The organism is Roseicyclus salinarum, from assembly GCF_029624655.1.
GTDB lineage: Bacteria > Pseudomonadota > Alphaproteobacteria > Rhodobacterales > Rhodobacteraceae > Roseibacterium > Roseibacterium salinarum.
This window is the reverse complement of record NZ_JARRSA010000016.1, coordinates 31643-57532: the sequence shown is the minus strand read 5'-3', so window position 1 is coordinate 57532 and position 25890 is coordinate 31643. Positions and strand designations below refer to the sequence as shown.

22 protein-coding genes and 1 tRNA gene are annotated in these 25890 nt (G+C 69.5%); 11 read left to right on the top strand and 12 right to left on the bottom strand.

All coding sequences use genetic code 11. From position 1 onward, the window contains the following. Window positions 1–53: 53 nt before the first annotated feature. The 8 genes from P6F26_RS12195 (at window position 54) to P6F26_RS12160 (ending at window position 9160) form a co-directional block, all read left to right on the top strand. A complete protein-coding gene (locus tag P6F26_RS12195) occupies window positions 54–1352 on the top strand; it encodes a M24 family metallopeptidase (protein ID WP_278028972.1) in 1299 nt (432 codons plus the stop codon). Window positions 1353–1428: 76 nt separating this feature from the next. Further along, complete coding sequence (locus tag P6F26_RS12190; protein ID WP_278028971.1) at window positions 1429–2406, top strand: thiamine pyrophosphate-dependent dehydrogenase E1 component subunit alpha; 978 nt, start codon at window positions 1429–1431, stop codon at window positions 2404–2406. An 11-nt stretch (window positions 2407–2417) separates the two neighbouring features. Continuing rightward, a complete protein-coding gene (locus P6F26_RS12185) occupies window positions 2418–3413 on the top strand; it encodes an alpha-ketoacid dehydrogenase subunit beta (protein ID WP_278028970.1) in 996 nt (331 codons plus the stop codon). Further along, entirely contained in the window at window positions 3403–4728 is a 1326-nt protein-coding gene (locus P6F26_RS12180) for a biotin/lipoyl-containing protein (RefSeq protein ID WP_278028969.1), read from the top strand. The genes P6F26_RS12185 and P6F26_RS12180 overlap by 11 nt, the downstream gene beginning before the upstream one ends. Window positions 4729–4745: 17 nt before the next feature. Then, window positions 4746–6170 (top strand): NAD-dependent succinate-semialdehyde dehydrogenase, encoded by a 1425-nt coding sequence (locus tag P6F26_RS12175; RefSeq protein ID WP_278028968.1) that lies wholly within the window; start codon window positions 4746–4748, stop codon window positions 6168–6170. A 10-nt stretch (window positions 6171–6180) separates the two neighbouring features. Beyond that, complete coding sequence (locus tag P6F26_RS12170; RefSeq protein ID WP_278028967.1) at window positions 6181–7059, top strand: 2-oxo acid dehydrogenase subunit E2; 879 nt, start codon at window positions 6181–6183, stop codon at window positions 7057–7059. A gap of 8 nt (window positions 7060–7067) precedes the next feature. Beyond that, window positions 7068–8444 (top strand): dihydrolipoyl dehydrogenase, encoded by a 1377-nt coding sequence (gene lpdA, locus P6F26_RS12165; RefSeq protein ID WP_278028966.1) that lies wholly within the window; start codon window positions 7068–7070, stop codon window positions 8442–8444. Then, window positions 8441–9160, top strand: a complete 720-nt coding sequence (locus P6F26_RS12160) for an SDR family oxidoreductase (protein WP_278028965.1) — start codon at window positions 8441–8443, stop codon at window positions 9158–9160. The genes lpdA and P6F26_RS12160 overlap by 4 nt, the downstream gene beginning before the upstream one ends. Before the next feature lie 8 nt (window positions 9161–9168). Here P6F26_RS12160 and P6F26_RS12155 read toward each other — a convergent pair whose 3' ends face one another. The 4 genes from P6F26_RS12155 to P6F26_RS12140 form a co-directional block, all read right to left on the bottom strand. Beyond that, on the bottom strand, window positions 9169–9885 hold the full coding sequence (locus P6F26_RS12155; RefSeq protein ID WP_278028964.1) for an LrgB family protein: 717 nt from the start codon (window positions 9883–9885) through the stop codon (window positions 9169–9171). Further along, complete coding sequence (locus tag P6F26_RS12150) at window positions 9882–10244, bottom strand: CidA/LrgA family protein (RefSeq protein ID WP_278028963.1); 363 nt, start codon at window positions 10242–10244, stop codon at window positions 9882–9884. The genes P6F26_RS12155 and P6F26_RS12150 overlap by 4 nt, the downstream gene beginning before the upstream one ends. Window position 10245: 1 nt before the next feature. Then, a complete protein-coding gene (locus tag P6F26_RS12145; protein ID WP_278028962.1) occupies window positions 10246–11094 on the bottom strand; it encodes a 2-keto-4-pentenoate hydratase in 849 nt (282 codons plus the stop codon). A 120-nt stretch (window positions 11095–11214) separates the two neighbouring features. Then, window positions 11215–11289 (bottom strand) — tRNA-Val (locus P6F26_RS12140). 360 nt (window positions 11290–11649) lie between these two features. On the opposite strand from P6F26_RS12140, the gene P6F26_RS12135 reads away from it, so the two are divergent. Then, entirely contained in the window at window positions 11650–11835 is a 186-nt protein-coding gene (locus P6F26_RS12135; protein ID WP_278028961.1) for a hypothetical protein, read from the top strand. Window positions 11836–11954: 119 nt separating this feature from the next. On the opposite strand, the gene lon is transcribed toward P6F26_RS12135, so the two are convergent. From lon to P6F26_RS12105, 6 genes are all read right to left on the bottom strand, one after another. After that, the gene (gene lon / locus P6F26_RS12130; RefSeq protein WP_278028960.1) at window positions 11955–14354 is read right to left on the bottom strand and encodes an endopeptidase La; all 2400 of its coding nucleotides are present in this window, start codon (window positions 14352–14354) and stop codon (window positions 11955–11957) included. Window positions 14355–14940: 586 nt separating this feature from the next. Next, window positions 14941–15546, bottom strand: a complete 606-nt coding sequence (locus tag P6F26_RS12125; protein ID WP_278028959.1) for a hypothetical protein — start codon at window positions 15544–15546, stop codon at window positions 14941–14943. A 126-nt stretch (window positions 15547–15672) separates the two neighbouring features. Continuing rightward, window positions 15673–16803, bottom strand: coding sequence for a tRNA guanosine(34) transglycosylase Tgt (gene tgt / locus P6F26_RS12120; RefSeq protein ID WP_278028958.1), 1131 nt, complete (start codon window positions 16801–16803; stop codon window positions 15673–15675). A 233-nt stretch (window positions 16804–17036) separates the two neighbouring features. Next, on the bottom strand, window positions 17037–17420 hold the full coding sequence (locus P6F26_RS12115; RefSeq protein WP_278028957.1) for a HesB/IscA family protein: 384 nt from the start codon (window positions 17418–17420) through the stop codon (window positions 17037–17039). Window positions 17421–17469: 49 nt separating this feature from the next. Continuing rightward, a complete protein-coding gene (locus tag P6F26_RS12110; RefSeq protein ID WP_278028956.1) occupies window positions 17470–18183 on the bottom strand; it encodes a DUF3307 domain-containing protein in 714 nt (237 codons plus the stop codon). 291 nt (window positions 18184–18474) lie between these two features. Continuing rightward, a complete protein-coding gene (locus P6F26_RS12105; RefSeq protein WP_278028955.1) occupies window positions 18475–18837 on the bottom strand; it encodes an SUF system Fe-S cluster assembly protein in 363 nt (120 codons plus the stop codon). A 179-nt stretch (window positions 18838–19016) separates the two neighbouring features. Between P6F26_RS12105 and tpiA the strand changes: the two genes are divergently transcribed. Both tpiA and P6F26_RS12095 read left to right on the top strand, forming a co-directional pair. Then, window positions 19017–19766, top strand: a complete 750-nt coding sequence (gene tpiA, locus P6F26_RS12100; RefSeq protein WP_278028954.1) for a triose-phosphate isomerase — start codon at window positions 19017–19019, stop codon at window positions 19764–19766. Between the two features lie 288 nt (window positions 19767–20054). Next, window positions 20055–21236, top strand: coding sequence for a cytochrome P450 (locus tag P6F26_RS12095; RefSeq protein ID WP_278028953.1), 1182 nt, complete (start codon window positions 20055–20057; stop codon window positions 21234–21236). Here the strand turns inward: P6F26_RS12095 and P6F26_RS12090 are convergent. Together P6F26_RS12090 and uvrA are read right to left on the bottom strand one after the other, a co-directional pair. Beyond that, window positions 21233–22120, bottom strand: coding sequence for a patatin-like phospholipase family protein (locus tag P6F26_RS12090; protein ID WP_278028952.1), 888 nt, complete (start codon window positions 22118–22120; stop codon window positions 21233–21235). The genes P6F26_RS12095 and P6F26_RS12090 overlap by 4 nt on opposite strands. A gap of 724 nt (window positions 22121–22844) precedes the next feature. Continuing rightward, window positions 22845–25709 carry an excinuclease ABC subunit UvrA gene (uvrA, locus tag P6F26_RS12085; RefSeq protein WP_278028951.1) on the bottom strand — a complete coding sequence of 955 codons (2865 nt, stop codon included), beginning with the start codon at window positions 25707–25709 and terminating at the stop codon, window positions 22845–22847. Between the last annotated feature and the right edge of the window lie 181 nt (window positions 25710–25890).

Genomic DNA, 25890 nt, shown 5'->3' with positions numbered 1-25890 from the left:
CTGATTTCTCGACAACAATGGGCGCGCCAATGCGCACCCGAAAGGAGTTCACGATGTCTCGCGCCCTGATGCCGAACATGCTCACCCCGCAGGACCTCGACCCCAACTGGGAATGGCGCGAGCGCCTGCCCGCGTGGGGCCACACCTCGGTCGACTTCGAACGCAGGATCGACCACGACCGCCTGCGCCGCTATCGCCTCGCCCGCACCCGGCAGGCGCTGCAGGCGTCGAACGCGGGCACGCTGCTGCTGTTCGACGTGAACAACATCCGCTACGTCTCGGCCACCAAGATCGGCGAGTGGGAACGGGACAAGATGTGCCGCTTCTGCCTGCTGACCGGTGACGACAGCCCCTACGTGTGGGACTTCGGGTCGGCCGCCATGCACCACAAGCGTCACTCCGACTGGCTGGAGCCCGACCACTGCCTCGCCGGCGTGGTGGGGATGCGCGGGACGATCCCGCCGGAATTCGGCCTCATGCAGAAATACGCCAAGGAGATCGCGCGCCTCATCAAGGAGGCGGGCATGGCCGACATGCCCGTCGGCGTCGACTATGCCGAGACGGCGATGTTCCACGCCCTCAAGGAAGAAGGCATCAACGTCGTGGACGGCCAGCAGATCATGCTTGCGGCCCGCGAGATCAAGAACTGGGACGAGATCCAGCTTCTGACGCAGGCGGCGGCGATGGTCGATGGCGTCTACCACATGATCTACGAGGAGCTGAAGCCGGGCGTCCGCGAAAGCGACATCGTCGCCTTGTCCAACAAGCTCCTCTACGAGATGGGATCCGACGACGTGGAGGCGATCAACGCCATCTCGGGCGAGCGGTGCAACCCGCATCCGCACAACTTCACCGACAGGCTGATCCGCCCCGGCGACCAGGCCTTCTTCGACATCCTGCAGAGCTACCAGGGCTACCGGACCTGCTACTACCGCACGTTCAACGTTGGCCGCGCGACGCCCGCGCAGAACGACGCCTACGTCAAGGCGCGGGAATGGATCGACGCCTCGATCGCCATGATCAAGCCCGGCGTCACCACCGACAAGGTGGCGGAAGTCTGGCCGACGGCGGAATCGCTCGGCTTCCCGAACGAGGACGCGGCCTTCGGGCTCCAGTTCGGCCACGGCCTAGGCCTCGCGCTGCACGAGCGGCCGATCATCAGCCGGGCGATCTCGCTCGATCACCCGATGGAGATCAAGACCGGCATGGTCTTCGCGCTCGAGACCTACTGCCCCGCCACCGACGGCTATTCCGCCGCGCGGATCGAGGAGGAGGTCGTCGTGACCGAGACAGGGTGCGAGGTCATCAGCCTCTTCCCCGCCGAAGAACTCCCGATCGCCAACCGTTACTGAGATCGGCAGCACCGGTCCCGGCCCCGCGCGCGTCGCGGGCGGCCGGGGCCGGGGTGCCGTTCCTGCGAGGACCATCATGGCCAAAGCCAAGACAAACACCGAGGACTACCTGCGGATGTACCGCCAGATGGTCCGCATCCGCACCTTCGAGGACAACGCCAACCAGCTCTATCTCTCGGCCAAGATGCCGGGGCTCACGCACATGTATTCCGGCGAGGAAGCGGTGGCCGTGGGCATCTGCGAGGCGCTGACCGACGACGACCGCATCACCTCCACCCACCGCGGCCACGGCCATTGCGTGGCCAAGGGCGCGGAGTTCAAGGCGATGTTCTGCGAGCTTCTGGGAAAGGCCGAAGGCTATTGCCGCGGCAAGGGCGGCTCGATGCACATCGCCGACCAGAGCCACGGCAACCTCGGCGCGAACGCCATCGTGGGCGGGTCCATGGGGATCGCTACGGGATCGGCGCTGAGGGCGAAGCTTCAGGGCAAGGACGACGTCACCGTCTGCTTCTTCGGCGACGGCGCGACGGCGCAGGGCCTTTGGTACGAGGTCATGAACATGGCCGCCCTATGGAAGCTGCCGGTGATCTACGCCTGCGAGAACAACGGATATTCCGAATATACCAAAACCGAGGAGATCGCGGCGGGCTCGATCATGGCGCGGGCCGAGGCCTTCGGCATCGAAAGCCACCAGGTCGACGGGCAGGACGTGCTGGCGGTGAACGAGCTGACCCAGAAGCTGGTGTCGCGCGCGCGGAAGGGCGAAGGCCCGTTCTTCATCGAACTGATGACCTACCGCTACCACGGCCACCACGTCGGCGACATCAACCGCGAATACTACCGCTCCAAGGCCGAGGAGAAGGACTGGAAGGACAATCGCGACCCGATCGTCCGCTTCCGGGGCTGGCTCGTGTCCGAGGGCATCGCGACCGAGGAGGAGATCGAGGCCATGAACGCCGAGATCGAGAAGGACGCGGCCGACGCCGTGGCCTACGCCGAAAAGGCGCCCTACCCGCCGGCCAACGAGGTCGACATGCACGTTTACGCGGACTGAGGAGAGACGAGATGCGAGAGATCACACTGTCCCAGGCCGTGAACGAGGCGCTTGCCGAGGAAATGCGGCGCGACCCCACGGTCTTCATCCTCGGCGAGGACGTCGCCGAGGCCGGAACGCCCTTCAAGGTCCTGTCGGGCCTCGTCGAGGAGTTCGGCACCGACCGCGTGCTCGACACGCCCATTTCCGAGCCGGGCTTCGTTGGCCTGGCCGTGGGCGCGGCGATGACCGGCGCGCGGCCGGTCGTCGACCTGATGTTCGGGGATTTCATCTACCTGGTGATGGACCAGCTCTGCAATCAGGCCGCCAAGCAGCATTACATGTCGGGCGGCAAGCTGACGGTGCCGATGGTCCTGCGCACCAACCTCGGCGCGACCCGCCGCTCGGCCGCGCAACACTCGCAGTCGCTGCAGGCGCTGGTGGCGCATATCCCCGGGCTGAAGGTGGCTCTGCCATCCTCGGCCTACGAGGCGAAGGGCCTGATGAAGACCGCGATCCGGGACAACAACCCGGTCGTGATCTTCGAGGACAAGCTGATGTACCAGGACAAGGCGCCGGTGCCCGAAGAGGAATACCTGATCCCCTTCGGCGTCGCCAACGTGAAGCGCGAAGGCCGCGACATCACGCTGATCGCCACGTCCTCGATGGTGCAGGTGGCCGAGAAGGCGGCGGCGATCCTCGAGAAGGAGGGCATCGACGCCGAGGTGATCGACCCCCGCACGATCGTGCCGCTCGACGAGAAGACGCTGCTCGACAGCGTGAAGAAGACCTCGCGCGCCATCGTCATCGACGAGGGCCACCAGAGCTATGGCGTCACCGCCGAGATCGCCTCGCGGCTGAACGAAAAGGCCTTCTACCACCTCGATGCGCCGGTCCTGCGGATGGGCGCGATGGACGTGCCCGTGCCCTTCAGCCCCGCGCTCGAGGACCTTACGGTGCCCACGCCCGAAGCCGTCGTCGAGAACGCCCGCAAGCTCTGCGCCGGGGAGTTGATCCATGCCGCATGACGTGACCATGCCCCAGCTCGGCATGGCGCAGGACGCAGGCAAGATCGTGTCCTGGCTGAAAAGCCCGGGCGATGCGGTCTCTCGCGGGGATGCGCTGTTCGAGGTGGAAACCGACAAGGCCGTGATGGAAGTGGAAAGCCCCGCCGACGGCTTTCTCGTGGGGGTGTCCTATGGCGAGGGCGAGGACGTGCCCGTGGGCCAGGTCATCGCGCGCATCTCCGACAGCGCCGAAGACGACGGCGGGCCCGCCCCCGGCACGGCGCCCTCCGAGGCCGCGGCCGAAACCGGTGGCGGACTGCCCGAGGGCCATTCCGTCACGATGCCGCAGCTCGGCATGGCGCAGGACACCGGGCTCCTGGTCAACTGGCTGAAGGCGCCGGGCGACGAGGTCGCGGCGGATGACGTGCTCTTCGAGGTCGAGACCGACAAGAGCGTCATGGAGGTCGAGGCGGGCCGCAACGGCTTCCTCGCCGCCACGCTCGCCGAGGCGGGCGAGGAGGTGCCGGTGGGCGACCCCGTCGCCATCATCTCCGACGCGCGGCCCGATGCGCTGGTGGCGCGTTCGGTCAAGAACGGCAAGGCGGCGCCCGCCGCCCCCGCCCCCGCTGCCACCGAACCCGCGGCCACCGAACCCGCAGCCGAGCGGAAGGCCGCGCCGCCCAAGACGGCGAGCCCTGCGAAGGCCGCACCGGCCCCTGCCGGCGGCCGCATCCTCGCCTCGCCCAAGGCGCGGCGGCTCGCGATGGAACAGGGCCTCGATCTCGGCAGGCTGGCCGAGGCCGGCCACCCGCAGCCGTTCCACGTCGCGGATCTCGAGGTGCTGCGCGCCATGCCGGCCGCGGCCCCCACCCAGGCGGCGACCCAGGTGCCCCGCCGCGTGACGGCGACGTGTGCCGCGGACGGTCTCGCGGCCTTCACGGCCTGGGCCGCCGAGGCGCAGGGCGTCGGTCCCGACGCGGTGCTTGCGGGCCTTGCCGGGGCGAGCCTCGGGACCGAGGGTCCGGTCACGGTGGCCGTCGAGCGTTTCGGCGTCTCGCGCGGCTTCGCCGTTCCGCCCGGCCGGGTCCTGTCCTCCGTCACCAGGGCCGAGGCCGAGGACACGCCCTCGCTCGTCGTGCGCGACCTGCGCGGCACCCCCGTCTCCACGGTGTCGATGGGCGCCGAGGCGACCCCCGTCCTGACCATCACCGACGATGGGGCGGGCCTCGCCGTCACGCTTGAATGTGCCGCATCGCACCTCGATGCTGGGGCGGCTATCCGCCTTCTCACCGAATTCGCGGGCCGGATGGAGCAACCGCTCCGCCACCTGCTCTGATCAACGGAGTGACCCCGATGGACTACACCGACCTTTACATCGACGGCGCCTGGGTCAAGGGATCCGAGCGCTTCGACGTCATCAACCCCGCCACCGAGGAGGTCCTGGCCTCCGTCGCCTCGGCCGACATCGCAGACGCCGACGCCGCGCTCGATGCCGCCGAGCGGGCGATGGCCGACTGGGCCGCGCGCAAGCCGCGCGAACGCTCCGAGGTGCTGCGCAAGGCGTGGGAGCTGATGACCGCGCGGCTCGACCATTTCGCCAACCTGATCACGCTGGAGAACGGCAAGGCGGGCACCGACGCGAAGGGCGAGGCGACCTACGCCGCAGAGTTCTTCCGCTGGTTCGCCGAGGAGGCGGTCCGCGCCGACGGCCTGATCACCCACGCGCCCTCCAGCGGCGCGCGCATCGTGGTGCAGCACAAGCCCGCCGGCCTCGCCGTCCTGATCACGCCATGGAACTATCCCGCCGCGATGGGCACGCGGAAGATCGCGCCGGCGCTCGCCGCGGGCTGCGGCGTCATCATTAAGCCCGCCTCCGAGACGCCGCTGACGATGCTGGCTCTGATGCCCCTTCTCGAAGAGGCGGGCGTGCCCAAGGGCCTCGTCAACGTCTTGCCCTCGAAGAAGACCGGCGCGCTGGTCGATCACATGCTGCACGACCCGCGCGTGCGCGTGGTCAGCTTCACAGGCTCCACCGGCGTGGGGCGCAAGCTTCTGAAATCCGCCGCCGACCAGGTCCTCAAGCCCGCGATGGAGCTTGGCGGCAACGCGCCCGTGCTGGTCCTGAAGGACGCCGACATGGACACCGCGATCGAAGGCACGATGCTGGCGAAGATGCGCAACCTCGGCGAGGCCTGCACGGCGGCGAACCGCATCTACGTCCATGACAGCATCGCCGAGACCTTCACCTCCCGCCTCGCCGAGCGCATGTCGGCGCTGAAGGTGGGCGACGGCACCGACCCCTCGGTGGACGTGGGCCCGCTGGTCAACGCCGACACGCGCGACAAGGTGGCCGAATTCGTCTCGGACGCGCTCGCCAAGGGCGCGAAGCTGGAATGCGGCGGCACGGTGCCGAACGGGCCGGGCTTCTTCTATCCGCCGACCGTCCTGTCGAACGTCCCCGAAAGCGCGGACTGCGTGCATGACGAGATCTTCGGACCGGTGGCCGCGATCCAGACCTTCTCGGACGAGGAGGACGCGATCCGTCGCGCCAACGACACCGAATACGGCCTCGTCGCCTACGTCTTCAGCGCGGACTTCAAGCGCGCCATGCAGGTCTGCGAGCGCCTCGACTATGGCATGGTCGGCCTGAACCGGGGTCTCGTCTCGGACCCCGCCGCACCCTTCGGAGGCACCAAGCAGTCCGGCCTCGGCCGCGAGGGCGGCCACGAGGGAATGCTGGAGTTCATGGAAACCCAGTACATCTCGGCCGATTGGTGAGGGGGCGGACATGAGCGACATCGCAGCCAGCCCCTCCACCCGGCGTCTCGCGCTGGAAAAGGGCGTCGATCTCGACGCGCTCGCCAGAAAGCTCGGGCGCACGACGATCGGCCCCGAGGACCTCGACGGCGGGTCCGCACCCGCCGCCGCCACCGGCGACACCTCCTACTGGCAGGTGGACCACGCGCAATACGGCCCCGTCACCGAAGAACCGATGAGCCGTTTCGCGCAGGTCGCCGCAAGGAACCTCGCGGCCGCGCAGGCCCTGATCCCGGCGGTGACGCACCACGACCGCGCCGACGTCTCGGCCATCGAGGCGTTGCGGACGGCGTGGAAGTCCGAGGCGCAGGCGCGCGGCGTGAAGCTCACGGCGCTGGCCTTCCACGTCGCGGCGCTCGCCCGCGCGCTGAGGGCGTTTCCCAGGTTCAACGCGTCGCTCTCGGCGGATGGCGCGACGCTGATCCTCAAGGACTTCGTCCATATCGGCATCGCCGTGGACACCGAGCACGGGCTGATGGTTCCCGTCATCCGGGACGCGGACCGCAAGGGGCTATGGGCCATCGCGGCCGAGATCGCCGACCTCGCCGCCCGCGCGCAGGCACGAAAGATCGGCCCCGACGAGATGGGCGGCGCGTCGATGACGATCACCAACCTCGGCGGCATCGGCGGCACCGCCTTCAGCCCCATCGTGAACCCGCCCGAGGTCGCGATCCTCGGCATCACGCGGACCGAGACCGTGACCGTCTGGGACGGCGACACGCCGCGCCCCGTGCCGATGGTGCCGCTGGACCTGTCCTACGATCATCGGGTCATCAACGGGGCGGACGCCGCGCGCTTCCTGTCGCGATACGCCGCGCTGATCTCCGACCCGCGCACCATGCTGGTCTGAGGCGCGGCATGGGAGATCACACGGAGCTTCTTGTCATCGGAGCGGGCCCCGGCGGCTATGCCTGCGCCTTTCGCGCCGCCGATCTTGGGCAGAAGGTGACGCTGGTCGATGCCCGCGCCACCCTTGGCGGCGTCTGCCTGAACGAGGGCTGCATCCCCTCGAAGGCGCTTCTGCACGCCGCCGAGGTGATCCGCGAGGCGCGCCACATGGACGACTGGGGCATCGGCTTCGGCGCGCCGAGGATCGACCTAGAACGGCTTCGCGCGCGCAAGGACGGCATCGTGGGTCAGCTGACGGGCGGCCTGACGGGCCTCGCCGGGCGGCGCAAGGTCACGACCCTTCGCGGCACCGCCACCTTCACCGGCCCGAACACCGTCGATGTGGACGGCACCGAGATCGCCTTCGACAAGGCGGTGATCGCCGTCGGCTCCTCGCCCGTGCGCCTGCCGGGCTGGCCCGAGGATCCGCGCATCTGGGACAGCGCCGCGGCGCTCGAGCTGCGCGAGATCCCCAAACGCCTCGCGATCGTGGGGGGCGGGATCATCGGGCTGGAAATGGCGACGATCTACGGCGCGCTCGGCGCGCAGGTCACGGTGGTCGAGCTGGCCGACCAGATCGCGCCCGGCGCTGACGCCGAGGCCGTCGCGATCCTGCGCGCGGCGCTGGAGGCGGACGGCGTCACGATCCACACCGAGACGCGCGTGACCGAGGTCAAGGCCACGAAGGCCGCCCTCACCCTCGCCTGCGCTGGCGCCTTCGAGGGGCAGCTCAAGGCCGACGCGGTGATCCAGTCGGTCGGCCGGCGCGCCAATGGCGACCGCATCGGCGCCGAGGCCGCTGGGCTCAGCGTCAGCGACCGCGGAGAGATCGCGGCCGACGACGCGGGCCGCACCGAGGTGGCGCACATCTTCGCCATCGGCGACGTCACCGGCAATCCGATGCTGGCCCACCGCGCGACGCACCAGGGTCACGTCGCGGCAGAGGTCGCCGCGGGGCACCGCGCCGCGCTCGGCACGGTCCTGATCCCCTCCGTCGCCTACACCAACCCCGAACTTGCCTGGATCGGCCTGACGCAGGCGCAGGCCCGGGCCGAGGGGCGGCGCGTCAAGGTCGCGAGCTTCCCCTGGGCCGCGAGCGGGCGGAACCTCGCATCGGGCGGCGGCGACGGCGTGACCAAGCTGGTCCACGATCCCGAGACCGGGCGCATCCTTGGCTGCGCGATCGTCGGGCGCAACGCCGGCGAGCTGATCGGCGAGGTGACCCTGGCGATCGAGATGGGGGCCACGCTTCAGGACATCGGCCTGACGATCCACGCCCACCCCACCCTGTCCGAGACCGTGGCCTTCACAGCCGAGCGCGCGCTTGGCACGCTGACCGACCTGTGAGCGATCTGTCGGGGCGCACCGCGCTCGTCACGGGGGCGAGCCGCGGCATCGGGGCGGCCATCGCCACGGCGCTTCGCCACGCGGGCGCGGAGGTGATCGGCGTCGGCACGCGGATCGAGGACGCGCCCCCCGGCGGCATCGAGGCGCGCAACTGCGACCTGTCGGACCGAGATGCGATCGCGGGCCTCCTGCGCGGTCTCGACCGACGGCGCATCGACATCCTCGTGAACAACGCGGGGATCATCCGGCGCGCGCCCGCCGCCGAGCACGCCATGTCGGACTGGGACGCCGTGATGGCCGTGAACCTCGACGCGCCCTTCATGCTGTGCCGGGCCCTTGGCGCGAAGATGGCCGCGTGCGGCGATGGGAAGATCGTGAACGTGGCCTCCGTCCTGAGCTTCCAGGGCGGGATCCTCGTGCCGGGCTACGCGGCGGCGAAGGCGGCCATCGCCAATCTCACGCGCGCGCTCGCCAACGAGTGGGCGGCGCGCGGCGTCAACGTGAACGCCGTCGCGCCGGGCTATGTCGCGACCGACAACACTTCGGCGCTGCAGGACGACCCGGCGCGCGAGGCCGCGATCCTCGACCGGGTCCCGGCCGGGCGCTGGCTGCGGCCCGAAGAGATCGCTGGGCCCGTGGCGTTCCTGTGCGGCGACGGCGCGTCGGCGATACACGGTGCGGTCCTGCCGGTCGATGGCGGCTGGCTGGCGCGGTAGGCGCGCGCCTACAGCATCCAGCGCACGAGCACGGGCACGATCAGGCTGGTCAGAAGCGCGTTCAGCGCCAGCGCGATCCCGGCATAGGCCCCGGCCACGGGATTGACCTGGAACGCCCGCGCCGTGCCGATGCCGTGGGCGGCCACGCCCACCGCGAAGCCGCGCGCGCGCCAGTCGGTGATGCGCAGCATCGTCATCAGCGGCGTCACCGTCACCGCGCCGATGATGCCGGTCAGGATCACGAGGACGGCCGTCAGGGTCGGAATGCCGCCCACCGCCTCGGAGATCCCGAGCGCGACGGGGGCCGTCGTCGATTTCGGACCGAGCGACAGGATCACCTCGGGCGGCAGCGAGAAGGCCCGCGCCAGCAAAAGCGCCGATCCCGCCGCGACGACGGACCCGGCCAGAAGCGCCAGCACGATGGGCGCAACCGAGCGGCGGATGGTGTCGAGGTTGTCCCAAAGCGGCACCGCAAGCGCCACCGTCGCGGGGCCGAGCAGGAAATGGATGAACTGCGCGCCCTCGAAATAGGTCGCATAGTCCGTGCCCGTGACCCACAGGACGGGCGCGATCAGCAGGACGGACATCAGCACCGGGTTGGCCCATGGCGGATTGCCCAGCCTGCGCGCCGCCGCGTCCGCGGCAAGGTAGGCCAGCACGGTCGCCGTCAGCCACAGAAGCGGCGTGGTGGACAGGTAGCTCCAAAGCTCGGCGACGCCGGTCATGGCCGCGTCCTTTCGGTCAGGCGGCGCACGCCGATGAAGGTGCCCACCGCCGCCAGCATCGCCAGCACGGTGGAGACCGTCAGGATGACGAGCAATGCGAACCAGTCGTCCGAAAGGACCTCGAGGTTGCCGATCACGCCGACACCCGCAGGCACGAACATGAGCGACAGGTTGGCGAGGATCACCCCCACCGTCGGCCGCAGCGTTCCGGCCAGCGCGGGCCTCAGCCGCAACGCGAGGATCAGGAGCGCAAGGCCCAGCACCGGGCCCGGCACCGGCAGGCCCGCGCCGCGCGCCGCCACCTCGCCGATCAGCTGGCAGCCCAGAAGAAGGCCGAAGGCCGGAAGAAGTCCCGTCATGCTAGCTCAGCCCCACTTCGATCGGATCGAGCGGCAGGCCGTCGAAGCTCGCGCGCCAGGTCTCGCCCGGAGACACCGGCAGGGCGCGGGTCAGCGTGCCGGTCGTCACCAGCTCGCCCGCGGCGAGCGGCGCGGCGTCGGCTGTCTCGGCCACGAGGCGGGCAAGATGGGCCAGCGCCGCCACCGGTCCGCCCCCCAGAACGTTCCGCGCATCGCCCCGATCGACGACCTGGCCATCGCGCCGGAGCGTCGTGCGGAACTCCGCCAGCCGCGCGATCCAGTCGGCACGCCCCGTGGCCGGAAGCTCGACGATCGGGCCGTGCAGGAAAGCGCCGTGCAGGCCGAAGGCCGCGACCGTGTCGGCGGCCCCGAAGACCCAGCCGGGGAAGATCGATTGCACCAGCTCGAACCCCGCGCAGATCCCCGACACGCAGCCGAGCAGCTCGTGCGCGTCCATTCCGGGCTCGGGCGGCGCGGCAAGCCGGAACGCGATCTCGGGCTCGATCCGCGGCTCGGCCAGCCCCGGGATCGCCACCGCGCGGCCATCCAGCGGGCGCACCGTGGTGTGATACATCGGGCCCACGATCGTTGCCGAGACATTGTATTCGTCCCAGATCGTGCGGTTGGTGAAGCCGATCTTGCGGCCCACGGGTCGCTCGCCGTCGCGTTCGCGAAGCGCGGCGACGCGGGCGGCGATGCGATAGGCCCGCGCCATCCCGAGGCCGCCAGGACCCGCCGTCAGGGGGGCGATGCGCTCGCCCTCCCGAAGGCAGCGCATCAGCGTGGCCACCACGGCGTCGTCGTCCATCCCCGTCGTCTCCAGCCTTGGGCGTCCTGCGAGTTTGGACATGGTCGCGGTGCGAAAGTCCATAGCGCGAAGGGGGCGATCCCACGGTGCAGGGCGGCGTCCGGCCTGCAGGTGACGCCTGCGGGCCCGTGCGGGGAAGGCGTGCGAAGCAAAGGGGGAAGGTGGTGGGTGATGAGGGATTTGAACCCCCGACATCTTCGATGTGAACGAAGCGCTCTACCACTGAGCTAATCACCCGCCGGGTGGACGCGGTTTAGCCATCCTGCCGACCCTCCGCAAGAGGGCAATCCCGCCGATCGCGCGCCCTGCCCCGCGCGGCCGCGCAGGGCCCCGCGATGGGGGACCGGACGCGCGGATGGGCCCCACCGATCCCCGTCACGGTCGCCTGCGTCGCGGCTCCAGCCGGGGGCGCGCACCGCCCCGCGCCCTGCCCCTTTCGACGCGCAAGCGGGAAGGCTCGTGGCATTTCGGTGACTCGGCGCCGGCAGAAATCCGCCGAGGGCTTGTGCAGGGCTGTCCCCGTCCGCGTAATCGGCACGACGCCGCACCCTCGAGAGGCGCGTCCACATCAACCACTCCAGCTGCCAGGAGCACCCAATGAAACGTCTTGTCGCCGCTTCCGCCCTGAGCCTCGCACTGGCATCGGGCGCAGCCCATGCCGGCGGAATGGCCGAACCGATGGTTCCACCCGCCGTCGTGATCGAGGACACCGCAACCAGCAACGGCGGGATCCTCGTCCCCGTCCTGTTCCTGATCTTCTCGCTCGCCGTCACGCACGGCTGAGACCGGCGCGCGCGAGCCGCCCGCGAGGCCCAAGACCGCAGGCGGCTTCTGCAGCCCGCCAAGAAGAAGCCCGCCGCGATCGCTCGCGGCGGGCTTTTTTCATCGGCTTCAGGCCCGCGTCAGTGGGCCGTCGCGGCCTCGCTCCCGCCCTCGAGGCGGCGGCGGGTCGCGGCGGCCGCCTCGGCCTCCTCGTCCCATTCGATCGCCTCGGGCTTGCGGACAAGGGCGTGTTCCAGGACCTCGCGAACGTGGCTCACGGGGATGATGGTCAGCCCCTCCTTCACGTTGTCGGGGATCTCGGGAAGATCCTTCTCGTTGTCCTGCGGGATCAGGACGGTGGTGATGCCGCCCCTAAGCGCCGCCAGAAGCTTCTCCTTCAGGCCACCGATGGGAAGCACGTTGCCGCGCAGAGTGACCTCGCCGGTCATGGCGATGTCCTTGCGCACGGGGATCTGCGACAGGACCGACACGATCGACGTGACCATGGCGATGCCCGCGCTCGGCCCATCCTTGGGCGTCGCGCCCTCGGGCACGTGGACGTGGATGTCCCAGTGATCGAGGCTCGGCGGCTTGACCCCGATGCGCGGCGCGATCGAGCGGACGTAGGACGCGGCGGCGTCGATCGACTCCTTCATCACGTCGCCCAGCGTCCCGGTCGTCTTCATCCGGCCCTTGCCCGGCAGGCGCAGCGCCTCGATCGACAGAAGGTCGCCCCCCACCGACGTCCATGCCAGGCCGGTGACGACGCCGATCTGGTCCTCCTTCTCGGCCAGTCCGTACTTGAACCGGCGGACGCCCAGCATCTCCTCGAGGTTGTCCGGCGTGACCTCGACGGTCGCCGTCTCGTTCTTGAGGATCCGGGTCAGGGCCTTCCGCGCGATCCGCGCCAGCTCGCGCTCGAGGTTCCGCACGCCCGCCTCGCGGGTGTAGTAGCGGATCACGTCGAGCAGCGCCGCGTCGGTCAGGTGGAATTCCTTCGCCTTCAGGCCGTGGTTCTTGACCTGCTTGGGAAGCAGGTGCCGCTTGGCGATCTCGAGCTTCTCGTCCTCGGTGTAGCCGGCGAGCGGGATGATCTCCATCCGGTCCAGAAGCGGACCCGGCATGTTGTAGGAGTTCGCCGTGGTGATGAACATCACGTTCGAGAGGTCGTATTCCACCTCGAGGTAGTGATCCGAGAAGGTCGAGTTCTGCTCGGGGTCGAGAACCTCGAGCATCGCCGAGGCCGGATCGCCACGGAAGTCCTGTCCCATCTTGTCGATCTCGTCGAGCAAGATGAGCGGATTCGTGGTCTTGGCCTTCTTCAGCGCCTGGATGATCTTGCCGGGCATGGAGCCGATGTAGGTCCGGCGGTGGCCGCGGATCTCGCTTTCGTCACGCACGCCGCCCAGCGAGATACGGATGAACTCGCGGCCCGTGGCCTTCGCCACCGACTTGCCGAGCGAGGTCTTGCCCACGCCGGGAGGGCCGACGAGGCACAGGATCGGCCCCTTCAGCTTCTTGGAACGCTGCTGCACCGCGAGGTATTCGACGATCCGCTCCTTGACCTTCTCGAGGCCGTAATGGTCGTCGTCCAGCACCTTCTGGGCGCGGCCGAGGTCCTTGCGGGTGCGCGACTTCACGCCCCACGGGATCGACAGGATCCAGTCGAGGTAGTTGCGCACGACGGTGGCCTCCGCCGACATCGGGGACATCGACTTGAGCTTCTTGAGCTCGGCCTCGGCCTTGTCGCGCGCCTCCTTCGACAGCTTGGTGGCCGCGATACGCTCCTCCAGTTCGGCGATCTCGCCGCTTTCGTCGCCATCGCCCAGCTCGCGCTGGATCGCCTTCATCTGTTCGTTGAGGTAATATTCGCGCTGCGTCCGCTCCATCTGCGATTTCACGCGGGTCTTGATCTTCTTCTCGACCTGCAGGACCGACATCTCGCCCTGCATCAGGCCATAGACCTTCTCAAGCCGTTCGGCGACGGTCAGCGTCTCCAGCAGGTCCTGCTTTTGCGCCACCTCGATGCCGAGATGCCCCGAGACGAGGTCGGCCAGCTTGGCCGGATCGGTCGTCTCGGACACGCTGGTCAGTGCGTCCTCGGGGATGTTCTTCTTCACCTTGGCGTATTTCTCGAACTCCTCGGCGACCGACCGCGTGAGCGCGGCCACGGAGGCCGGGTCGCCCTCGTCCTCGGCAAGCTCGACGGCGCGCGCCTCGAAATACTCGTCGGTCGCGGTGAATTCCTCTATGCGCACGCGCACGCGGCCCTCCACCAGCACCTTCACGGTGCCGTCGGGCAGCTTCAGGAGCTGGAGGACGTTGGCCAGCACGCCCGAGCGGTAGATCCCGTCGGGTGCGGGATCGTCGACGGAGGGGTCGATCTGGCTCGAAAGCAGGATCTGCTTGTCGTCCTGCATCACCTCCTCGAGCGCGCGGACGGATTTCTCGCGGCCGACGAAGAGCGGCACGATCATGTGGGGGAACACCACGATGTCGCGCAGCGGCAGGACGGGATATGTTGCGGTTTGCTCGGGCATCTTGCCTTCCTCGATTTATGGCAGAAGGGCCCACCGTGTCTTGCGGTGTTTTCGGCCCCGGCTCGGCGGCGGCCTCCTGGCCCTCCCCGGTCAGGATACTGGAATCTGGTGCACGCCGGGGGCGGTTTCAAGCGCTGCTGTCACAGGCCTCGATCTTGTGCGCAGTGTGCCGTCACAACCGCCATGGGACAATGCCAATCTGGCCGGTCCGCGCCGACGCGCGCCACGGCAGGCTTCTCCACAGGCATTAACAGCGAAGCGCGGGGGCGCTTGACCGAAATCAATGCCGTCCCGTCCGCGTTGCGCAATATGTCCGCTGTCCCGGTGGCGACCAAAGGGTGGGTAGGGCGCGAGCGAGGAAGGGGGCCGGCAATTTCGCCGGCGAGTTGGGGCTTCGGTCCGCCTGAACGCGATTCTTGCATCCCGTCCCTCGGCCGCCGGGCCATTTCCAGATCCGGTCGGGAAAACCCCTGTTCCCGCCCGGCGGACCCGCCGGGTTTTCACGTGCCACCGGCGGGTCCTCTGGTGCGGACAGCAGCAGGCCTTTCGCCCAAGTATGCCAGGTGTTCACTCAGGCTTCCGAGCCTCAGCGAAGGATCCGCACGAGGCGCGTGCGCGCGCCCTCGCCCTCGCCCGTGCGAAGCACGCCCAAGAGGCTGCGCGCGTTCGGGACCGCGACCGCGAGCACGAAGGGCGCGGCGCCATTCTCGGCCGACAGCACGCCGCGCGCCGTCAGGCGGGGCAGCCGGTCGAAGGCGCAGCCAAGCGCCGCGGTCGCGCCGGAAGACGTAAGGTCGAGGCCGCCCGGCAGCTCGGCGAAAGGGATGTCCCCGCCCTGCCACGCCCGAAGCGGAACCTCGGCCGCGAAGGCCGCGCCCCCGAGGGCGATGCTGCGATCCCCGGCCGAGGCGCTGATCACCACAACGTCGGAACCCGCCCCGGCCAGCGGCGCGGCGCCGTCCTGGGGCGGCCCGACCTCCATCGTCCAGGTCCCGTCGAGGTCCATCATCGTCGTGTTGAGCCATTCCGCCGATCCCTCGCCGCAGGCACCCTCGGCAAGCTGCATTCCGCCCTGCGGATCGAAGAAGGCGAAGGCGCCGGGATCGGCCTCCCCGGCCCTTTCCTGCGCCGCGAGGGGCTGGAGGCCAAGCGCGACCGCGATCGGGACGAGGGGCATGAGGTGTCTGGCCATCGGGACCTCCGCTTCGGATGGGATCGACGGACCAATGTCCGCCCCGCCCCCGCGGTTCCCCCGCGCCCATGGCCGTGCAAGTCCCCGTGGTCGGGCCCGTGCGGGTGCCCGTGTGCGTCCGACTGGCTAGAGGGGCGGAATGTCGCCCTCGGCCCGTGCGGCGTGGAACGCCGCCTCCCACGCCGGGAAGCGGTCCGCGGCGATGGCCTCGCGCATGGCTGCCATGATTTCCTGATAGTAGTGCAGGTTGTGCCACGTCATCAGCATCGAAGCGATGATCTCTCCCGACCGGAAGACGTGGTGGAGATAGGCGCGGCTGTAGCCGCGGCAGGCGGGACAGGTGCAGGCCTCGTCGAGGGGACGGGGATCGTCGGCGTGACGGGCGTTCTTGATGTTGACGACGCCGTGGCGGGTGAAGGCCTGCCCCGTGCGCCCCGAGCGCGAGGGCAGCACGCAGTCCATCATGTCGATCCCGCGCTTCACCGCGCCCACGATGTCGTCGGGCTTGCCCACGCCCATCAGGTAGCGCGGCCTGTCCGCGGGCAGCATGTCGGGCGCATGGTCGAGGACGCCGAACATCGCCTCCTGCCCCTCGCCCACGGCAAGGCCGCCGACCGCGTATCCGTCGAAGCCGATCTCGCGCAGCTTCTGCGCGCTTTCCTCGCGCAGTTCGCGCGTGACGCCGCCCTGCTGGATGCCGAACAGCGCATGTCCCGGCCGGTCGCCGAACGCCTCCTTCGAGCGTTCGGCCCACCGCATCGAAAGCCGCATCGCGCGCGCCACTTCCTCGTCGGCCGCGGGCAGCGCGGGGCATTCGTCGAAACACATCACGATGTCCGAGCCCAGAAGCTTCTGGATCTCCATCGAGCGTTCGGGCGTCAGCGTGTGCCGCGAGCCGTCGATATGGGAGCGGAACGTGACCCCCTCTTCCGTAAGCTTGCGCAGGTCGGCGAGGCTCATCACCTGGAAACCGCCCGAATCGGTCAGGATCGGCCTGTCCCAGTTCATGAACCGGTGCAGCCCGCCCAGCCGCGCGATCCGTTCGGCGGTGGGACGCAGCATCAGGTGATAGGTGTTGCCCAGAAGGATGTCCGCGCCCGTCGCCGCGACGCTTTCGGGCAGCATCGCCTTGACGGTGGCGGCGGTGCCCACGGGCATGAAAGCGGGCGTTCGGATCTCGCCGCGCGGTGTCGAAATGACGCCGGTCCGGGCCTTGCCGGAGGTGCCGTGGAGCGCGAAGGAGAAGCGTTGGAACATGCGCGCTCTGTGGCGCGAATCCCGCGCCTTGCCAAGCCCCGCGGTCCTGAGGATGCAATACCGCGTCGGGTGGCGCGCGTTGCGTGGATCGAACAAGGGCCCGAGCAACCCGGCCTGATGCAGGCCCTCGTCGTCGCGTGAACCGCAAAAGACGGCACAGCTCAAGCCGGCGAGGCCGCCTTGCCGCGCCGAGGCCGTCCGGCCGCGAGCAGGTCCCCGCGGAAGCGCCCGCGTCAGTCGCGCGCGGCCCGCTCGGCCTCCAGCTCCTCGACGTCCTTGAACTTGATCGACTCGCCGCAGCCGCAGGCGTCGCTGACGTTGGGATTGCGGAACTTGAACCCCGCCTCCAGCAGCGAAACCTCGTAGTCGATCTCGGTGCCGAACAGGAACATCTGCGCCATCGGGGCGATCATCACCCGCGCGCCGTCCTGTTCGACCACCTCGTCGTGGGGATCGACGTCGCTGACGTAATCCATGGTGTATTCCATGCCCGCGCAGCCGCCCTTCTTCACGCCGATGCGCAGACCCTGGGTCTCGCCCCTGGCCATGAGCTTCGAGATCTGGGCCGATGCGGCGGGCGTCAGGGTGACGGCTTGCTTGCCTGGAATGCCGAACATGGGGCCTCCGTTGGTTCAGGTGGCAATGTATGGGCGCGCTCGGGCGATCTCAAGGACCTTGGATGCCTGCCTGATCGATCGAGGTAACCATCACCTGCGTCACAAGCGCGACGGCGATGCCCCATGCGAAGCTCGCCACGCTGCCCGTGATGACCTGCTCGCGCGCGGCCTTGCCCTGCGCGGGGATCGCGAACTGCCAGACAGCCTTCGCCGCGATCAGCAGGACGACCGCCCAGGGCGCGCCCGCCAGCACCAGAAGCACGATGATCGCGCGCTCCAGAAGCCCGATCGTCGCCGCCGAGGGGGCGAGGGGCTGCGACGTGGCCGATGGCAGCGCCTCGCGCAGGAACAGGCCGATGGCGAACTGCCCCGCGCGCGTCGCGAAGACGAAGCCGGTTGCCGCTGCCATCAGGACAGGCACCCAGGCAGGCGCGACGCCGCCCCAGACGCCGGTCTCCCACGAGAGCGGAAACAGCGCGGCCAAAAGCGCGACGGACAGGAAATGCGCCGCCTGGTCGGCGAGATAGCTCCACAGGCGATCGGGCAGCAGAAGGGTTTTCGTGGCGTCAATCGCGAGATGCGCGGCCGTGATCCACAAGACGATCCATGACACCTGGCCTAGGCAGGCGACGGCCGCGGCGAAGACGATCGCGATGTGTATCGCGAAGCCGGCCCCCCGCTTGTTCTCCACGATCCAACGGGTCTGGAGCAGGTAGTCGGCCACCACGTGGGCAAAGGCTAGGGCGGCCAGAGTCTCAAGCATACGTATCTCTTGCAGATCGCCGATGCCCTGTCGAGATCGAGTCTGCACCCCTTGACGCAGCGTCGGCGAATGCGCGCCCGCCGGTAGAGTGGCGCCGCGTCGAGCGGTCCGGCGCGACCGCCTGCGCAGGGCGCCGGAACTTGCCGCCACCCGGCCGGGCCGAGCCTCCGCGACCGCCCATCAGCTCCGATGAGAACGCTGCCATCCGATTTCCTTGCCGGTTCCTTGCCGGCCGACGAGGGCAGCCGCGTGAAAATGCCCGGAAGCGCGACCGAAGCCCGGTCGCGCGCCTTACATGAAGCCCAGCTCCAGCCGCGCCTCGTCCGACATCATGTCCATGCCCCAGGGCGGATCCCAGGTCAGCTCGACATCGACATGCTTGACCCCCTCGAGCGGCTCAACCGCATCCGCGACCCAGCCCGGCATCTCGCCCGCGACCGGACAGCCCGGCGCCGTCAGCGTCATGACGATGTTGACCGCGTTTTCGGGCGAGATGTCGATGGTGTAGACGAGGCCCAGATCGTAGATGTTCACCGGGATCTCGGGGTCGTAGACCGATCTGCACGCCTCCACGACGGTGTCGTAGAGGGGATGATCGGTGCTCGACGGCCGGATCAGCGGCGCGCCTTCCATCATCTCGGGATTGTCGGACATTGGCGCCATCCTTCGCGTTGCGTTGCGTCCGTCGCCGGAAACCTGAGCGAACATATAAGGATTGCGGCAGGAGCGTAAAGACCCGCTCCGTCCCGGCCCCTTGGCGGGCCTTGCGGTTGACGGGACCCGCCAACCTTGCCATCCCGTGGCCACCCATCCCGAACGAGGAGCGCCCCCCGATGCGCGTGAAAATGGCCGCCGGCAACTGGAAGATGAACGGCCTCGCGGCCGACCTGGCCGAGATCGACAGCCTGGCACAGGCCCATCCCGAGCCGCGCTCGGAGGTCCTGATCTGTCCGCCCGCGACGCTGATCGCGCCCATGGCGGCGCGCGCCGAGGGCACCGCGGTCAAGGTCGGCGGGCAATCCTGCCACCCGGCCGGAAGCGGCGCGCACACCGGCGACGTGTCGGCCGCGATGCTGGCCGACGCGGGCGCGCGCTACGTCATCGCGGGCCACTCCGAACGGCGCGCCGATCACGGAGAGCGCGACGAGGACGTCCGCACGCAGGCGAGCGCGGGCCTCAAGGCCGGCCTTTCGGTCATCGTTTGCGTGGGCGAGACGGAAGCGCAGCGCGATGCGTCCGAGACGCTCGACGTCATCGCGGGCCAGCTTGCCGGATCCGTTCCCGACGGCGCGACGGGCGAAACCCTCGTCATCGCCTACGAACCAGTCTGGGCCATCGGCACAGGCCGCACGCCCACCACCGCTCAGATCGGCGAGGTCCACGATTTCATCCGCGGAAGGCTCGAGGAGCGCCTCGGCGCAGAGGCCGGCCGGTCGATCCGCATCCTCTACGGCGGTTCGGTGAAGCCCTCGAACGCGCAGGAGATCTTCGCGGTGCCGAACGTCGACGGCGCGCTCGTCGGCGGCGCATCCCTGAAGGCGTCCGATTTCGGCGCCATCATCGCGGCCCTCGACGCGTCCTGACCGCCGATCGGGCCCGGAGCCGCGCCCCGGCCCCGACCTCGATGCCACCGCCCGCCGCCCTCCCGCGCCTGCCAGATGCCGGCGAGCGGGCGCGCATTCGCTGCCCCGGTGCGCCCACGCCCCGACCGCGTCCAAGACAACTGCGCCCCCTGCCCAGCCCCGGCATCGACGGGCCCGGACCACGCGACGGATCGGCATCACGCCCCTTGCCGCACCCCGCCCTTCATCTTTCCAGAAATACGCAATCCGACCATGGCCAAGGCCACGGCGGCCTGCCAGAACAGCGTCATGAAAAGCCTCTCGCAATCTCCCACCGAGGACGCCTTCGTCCAGGACCCCTACCCGTTCTACGCCAGCGCGCGCGCCGCCGGTCCCCTGTGCCGCTGGAGCGACTATGGAATGCTGGTGGCGACGACGCATGCCGCCGTCAACGCGATCCTGCGCGACAGGCGCTTCGGGCGCGAGCCGGTGACGCCGCCCGAGATCCCCGCGCACCTCGCCCCGTTCTACGACGTCGAGGCGCATTCGATGCTCGAGCTGGAACCGCCCCGCCACACGCGGCTGCGCGGCCTCGTCGTGCGCGCCTTCACCTCGCGACGGATCAAGGCCATGGCGCCCGAGATCGAGGCGCTGGTCCATGACCTCGTCGACGCTTTCCCCGATGGGCCCTTCGACCTTCTCGACGCCTTCTGCCGCCCCATCCCGGTCATCGTGATCGCGCGGCTCCTGGGGGTGCCCGAAAGCATGGCCGACGAGCTGTTGCGCTGGTCGAACGCGATGGTCCTGATGTACCAGGCCGGACGCACGCGCGAGGACGAAGGGGCCGCCGCCGCCGCCGCGGGGGAATTTTCGGACTTCATGCGCGGCTACGTCGAACGCCGCCGAGGCGAGCCGCGCGACGACCTGATCTCGGCGCTGATCGCCGCCGAGCAGGAGGGCGACCGCCTGACCACCGACGAGATGATCACGACCTGCATCCTCTTGCTCAACGCCGGCCACGAGGCGACGGTGCACACGCTCGGCAACGGCGTGAAGGCCGCGCTCGAGACGGGCGCGCGCCCCGCGATGCCCGAGCGCTTCGTCGAGGAGGTGCTGCGCCACGACCCGCCTCTGCACCTGTTCACCCGCTGGGCCTACGAGGAGGTCGAGCTTTTCGGCCACACCTTCCGGCGCGGCGACGAGGTCGGCCTGCTTCTGGCCTCGGCCGGACGCGACGCAGCCGCCTATGACGACCCGGACGTCTTCCGCGGCGACCGGGCGGACGGTCCCTCCAACCTCGCCTTCGGGGCGGGCCTGCATTTCTGCGTGGGCGCGCCGCTCGCGCGGCTGGAGTTGCAGATCGCCCTGCCGATCCTGTTCCGGCGATGCCCGGACCTCGGGCTCGCGGGGCGGCCGCGCTATGCCGGCATCTACCATTTCCACGGGCTCGAGGCGCTGATGGTGTCCGCGGGCGCCGTGCGGGCGCGCTAGGCCTCCAGCGCCTCGCGGATCAGGCCCGCGCTGGCCTCCGCCGCGGCGCGGCCGGCGTCTATGGCCCTCGCCGCTTCGTGGAAGGACATCACCGACAGGTCCCGCAGGTCCACGTCGATCATCACGTCGGGCGGATCGGCGGCGAGCCGCGTGCGGCGAAGGTATTCCATGAGCATGTCGAGGGCGGCGTTGACGACCTCCGTCCCCTGCGGCGGCGGCGGCCCGTCCTCGCCCGCCGACAGCCACCCGGCCGGAAGGAAGTCGCCCAGCCGCTCGCCGATGGCGTCCCAGATGTCGCCGCCGCGCTCGGGCACCCAGATGCGGCCCGTGGGCTTGGCGTTGGGATTGACCGCAATGATGACATCGGCCCCGAGCGCGCGAGCGACCGATATGGGCACGGGATTTGTCAGCCCCCCGTCGACCAGCCACTTCCCGTCGAGAAGCTGCGGCGTGAAGAGCCCGGGCATGGAGACCGAGGCGCGCACGGCAGGCAGGAGCGGCCCCTCGCGGAGCCAGACCTCGCGGCCGGTCTCGAGGTCGGTGGCGACGGCCACGAAGCGCCGGTCCAGCTCCTCGATATCGCAGTCGAGACCCCAGCGGCCGAGCACGTTGGAGATCTCGCGTCCCGCGAAGAGCCCGCCGCGCGAGGGCCTGAGATCGACGAGCTGAAGGAAGGAGCCCTGCGTCAGGGCGCGCGCCCAGGTCTCGAGATCATGCCGCTTGCCGCCGGCCTCGGCCGCGCCGACGAGCGCGCCCGCGGAGCAGCCCGCGATGATCGCGGCCTCGATGCCCATCTCCTCGAGGACGGAGAGGACGCCGAGGTGGCACAGACCCCGCGCCCCGCCGGAGCCGAGTGCGAGACCGACCTTCGGTTTGTGACCCATGGAGCCCTCCCTCCGATGCCCGCGGAGAGCGTAGCGGGCGGGCGGCAACGCGGAAAGGCGATTGTCGAAAGGGGCTCCGCCCCCCGGCCTGCGGCCTCCCCCCGGAGTTTTTCGGCAAGGATGAAGACGGGAGGCCGCGGAGCTGGGCGATCGGGGACAGCGGACCGGGGCGGGCGGCGGCGGCGGGGGGCTTGCGCGCCGTGCCCGGCGGGTCGCGGCCGTACGGGAGGATCGCGCGGGGCACTGCGTGCGGAATGGGCATCGCGGCCCTCGCGGTCGGGAACGGGCCGCGCATGAGTTCCGCCATCGGCCCCGCGGCGCACGGGAGGTGCGGACGGACGGCGCGGACCGCAGGGCGCGCGTCGGGTGCCCGAGGGGATGACGCCGATCGCGCCTCGAGGACCGCACGGCGCACGGAGGGTGCGGGCGGAGCGCGCGGACAGGATCATGCGGCCCAAAGCCCGTGGACGGAAGGTGTCGAGGAACGGTGCAGTTCGCCCGCGGGCCGCCAGCGCGGGCGGAAGACCTGGATGCAGGGCTCGGCTTCGAGGGCTGGGCGCGGAAGGCCTCAACGGGCAGCGCGGATGAAGCAGCGCGAACGGAAAGCCTCAGGCAGCCGGCCCGGACCAGGCGGCTTGCGCGGCAGGAGGACCCAGCCGCGGCGGCGCGCGTCCCGCGAAGGGTTCGCGGGGGCGCCCGCCGCTTGCGCGAACGCGGCGCCCCGTCACTCGGCCGCGTGCTTGCGCGCCGCCAGCATCGGCTTGAGGTAGCGGCCCGTATGCGAGCGCTCGACATCGGCCACGTCCTCGGGCGTGCCGACGGCCACGATCTCGCCGCCGCCGTCGCCGCCCTCCGGGCCGATGTCCACGATCCAGTCCGCGGTCTTGATGACGTCGAGGTTGTGCTCGATCACGACGACCGTGTTGCCCTGTTCGACCAGCTCGTGCAGCACCTCGAGGAGTTTCTTCACGTCCTCGAAATGCAGGCCCGTCGTCGGCTCGTCGAGGATGTAGAGCGTGCGGCCGGTGGAACGCTTCGACAGCTCCTTAGACAGCTTCACGCGCTGCGCCTCGCCGCCCGAAAGCGTCGTCGCCTGCTGTCCGACCTTGATGTAGCCGAGGCCCACCTGGCAGAGCGCGTCCATCTTCTCGCGGATCGAGGGCACCGCCTTGAAGAACTCCTGCGCGTCCTCGACCGTCATGTCGAGCACGTCGGCGATGGACTTGCCCTTGAACTGCACCTCGAGCGTCTCGCGGTTGTAGCGCGCGCCCTTGCAGGTCTCGCAGGTGACGTAGACGTCGGGCAGGAAGTGCATCTCGATCTTGATGACGCCGTCGCCCTGGCAGGCCTCGCAGCGGCCGCCCTTCACGTTGAAGGAGAAGCGGCCGGGCTTGTAGCCGCGCGCCTTGGCCTCGGGCAGGCCCGCGAACCAGTCGCGGATGGGCGTGAAGGCGCCCGTGTAGGTCGCGGGGTTCGAGCGCGGCGTGCGGCCGATGGGGCGCTGGTCGATGTCGATGACCTTGTCGAGGTGCTCAAGCCCCTTGATCGTCTCGCAGGGCGCGGGCGTCTGGCGCGCGCCGTTGAGCTTCATGGAGGCCGTCTTGAACAGGGTCTCGATGGTGAGCGTCGACTTTCCCCCGCCCGAGACGCCGGTGACGCACACGAACTTGCCGAGTGGGAACTCGGCGGTCACGTCCTTCAGGTTGTTGCCCGTGGCCTTGACCACGGTAAGCGCCTTGCCGTTGCCCTTGCGGCGCTCGGCGGGCACCGGAACCTCGCGGGTGCCCGAGAGATACTGGCCGGTGATCGAGGCGGGGTCGGCGGCGATCTCGGCCGGGGTCCCGCGCGCGACGATCTGCCCGCCATGGACGCCCGCGCCGGGACCGATGTCGAAGACGTAATCGGCCTCGCGGATCGCCTCCTCGTCGTGTTCGACGACGATCACCGTGTTGCCCTGGTCGCGCAGGTTCTTGAGCGTCGTGAGAAGCCTGTCGTTGTCGCGCTGGTGCAGGCCGATCGAAGGCTCGTCGAGGACGTAGAGAACCCCGGTCAGGCCCGAGCCGATCTGGCTTGCGAGCCTGATGCGCTGGCTCTCGCCGCCCGAAAGCGTGCCGGCGTTGCGGCTGAGCGTGAGGTATTCCAGCCCGACGTTGTTGAGGAACCCGAGCCGCTCGCGGATCTCCTTGAGGATGGCGCGCGCGATCTCGTTCTTCTGCTTGCTCAGGTGCTTGGGCACCGTCTCGCACCAGCGGTAGGCCTCGCGGATCGACATCTCCACGACCTCGCCCGCATGCAGGCCCGCGATCTTCACGGCGAGCGCTTCGGGCCGCAGGCGGTAGCCGCCGCAGGCGCCGCAGGGGCGGTTGTTCTGGTAGCGCTCGAACTCCTCGCGGATCCACGCGCTGTCGGTCTCGCGGTAGCGGCGCTCCATGTTGGGGATCACGCCCTCGAAGCTGCGCCTGACCTGGTAGACGCGGCCGCCCTCGTCGTAGCGGAACTGGATCTCCTCCTCGCCCGAGCCGCGAAGGAAGACCTGCTGCACCGTCTCGGGCAGGTCCTTCCACGGCGTCCTGGGGTCGAAGCCGTAATGGCTCGCGATGGACTGGATCGTCTGCACGAAGTAGGGAGACTTGCCCTTGCGCCACGGCGCGATGGCGCCGTCCTCCAGGCTGAGGGCCGCGTCGGGCACCATCAGCCGCTCGTCGAAGAACAGCTCGACCCCGAGGCCGTCGCACGACGGGCAGGCCCCGAAGGGCGCGTTGAAGGAGAACAGGCGCGGCTCGATCTCGGGGATGGTGAACCCCGAGACGGGGCAGGCGAAATTCTCGGAGAAGGTGATGCGCTCGGGCTCGCCCTCGCCATCCTTCGGCGCCGTCTCGAGGATGGCGATCCCGCTTGCGAGGTCGAGCGCGGTGCGGAAGCTGTCGGCGAGGCGCGTCTCGGCGCCTTCGCGTACCACGATGCGGTCCACGACCACGTCGATGTCGTGACGGAACTTCTTGTCGAGCGTCGGCGGGTCGTCGAGCTCGTGGAATTGGCCGTCGACCTTCACGCGCTGGAAGCCCTGTTTGCGCAGGTCGAGGAACTCCTTGCGGTATTCGCCCTTCCGGTCGCGCACGATGGGCGCGAGAAGATAGGCGCGCGTGCCCTCCTCCATCGCCATGACGCGGTCGACCATGTCCTGCACCTGCTGCGCCTCGATCGGCATCCCGGTGGCGGGGCTGTATGGCGTGCCCGCGCGCGCGAAGAGAAGGCGCATGTAGTCGTAGATCTCGGTCACGGTGCCCACGGTGGAGCGCGGGTTCTTCGAGGTGGTCTTCTGTTCGATCGAGATGGCCGGCGAGAGGCCCGAGATATGGTCCACGTCGGGCTTTTCCATCATGTCGAGGAACTGCCGCGCATAGGCCGAAAGGCTTTCGACGTAACGGCGCTGGCCCTCGGCGTAGATCGTGTCGAAGGCGAGCGAGGACTTGCCCGAACCCGACAGGCCCGTGATCACCACGAGCCGGTCGCGGGGGATGTCGAGGTCGATGTTCTTGAGGTTGTGCTCGCGCGCGCCGCGCACCTCGATGGACTTGAGCTCGGGCATGGGGAACTGCCTGTGATTGATGGTTCGGCCACAGATAGGCGTCCCGGCCCGAGTCTCCAACCGAAAAGAGAGAACGCAACGCGAACATCCACAGGCGAGTGCGCCGTTGCCCGATCGGCGGGCACCTGCGGGGCGGTCGGACCCCCGGCGCGCGCTGTGCGTTTACACCCCCGAGGCAAGG